This is a genomic window from Mucilaginibacter sp. P5_A4 (assembly GCF_056400605.1).
Genome location: NZ_JBFUKX010000158.1, coordinates 1 through 901 on the forward strand (window position 1 = coordinate 1; position 901 = coordinate 901).

A 901-nucleotide genomic window follows, 5' to 3' on the forward strand; every position below is an offset into this window, starting at 1 on the left:
ATACTGGAGACTTTATTATGACAGGGTACCTTCTTTTTTTCGTCCCTTTGGCTATACTGGCATTTTTTGAGTCTGCAAAGTTCAAAGAGGAATATATTAATTATATACTAAAACTGCTTTGGCCAACAACAGTTATTGTTGCCTTTATTTTTATAGGTTTTCGTTATAAGGTTGGGCTTGACTGGCTTCAGTATTATGATTTTATGGAACATACCGAGAGCATTGGTCAGGTAATATCCGGTCCTGATAATGCCCCCATATTTTATGACGTACCATTTGAAATTGGATATAAGTGGTTTTGTCTTATAGTTAAAACTTTAGGTATAGGTTTTCCTGGTTTTGTGGCAATTATATCTGCCTATAATCTTTTTTGTTTAACATGGTTTATAAAAAAATATATTTCCGACTACCGGTATATGTTTATGTTAATTTTATATTCAATTAATATTTTCCGGGAGTTCGACATTTTAAGACAGAGCTTAGCGTTTTATACTTTGCTGTTTGCCATACCTCAAATCAATAAATCATTTTTTAAATATCTTTTAATTTGTTTGGTAGCTACGCTTTTTCATAACAGTGCTTTAATATTTATACCTATATACGGCATATTTAAATTGCGTCTTTCGAGAAAATTAATTGCAGTAACAGGTCTTTTCTATATAATAAACTTTATAATACCACTCAAAGTTTTAAGTTTAATAAGCCGTATTCTTTTACTATTGCCCAATTCATCAAGCTTTTTAATTGAGAAGTTTTTATCCTATATAGAATTGTTTCCTAATAGTTTACAGTTTAACTTTTTAGCCTTAACTAATATTTTTATGCTGTTTTCCATGTGGCTGTTTTATGATAAAATACTCAAAGAAAACAAGCATTACGAGAATTTATTTATGATGTACAT

The 901-nt window shown here is 29.6% G+C and carries 1 protein-coding gene; it reads left to right on the forward strand.

Annotated features, from left to right (window positions below; genetic code table 11):
* On the forward strand, nucleotides 1-901 hold a 901-nt coding region (locus AC1DQW_RS27790; protein WP_477457038.1), incomplete at both ends, for an EpsG family protein.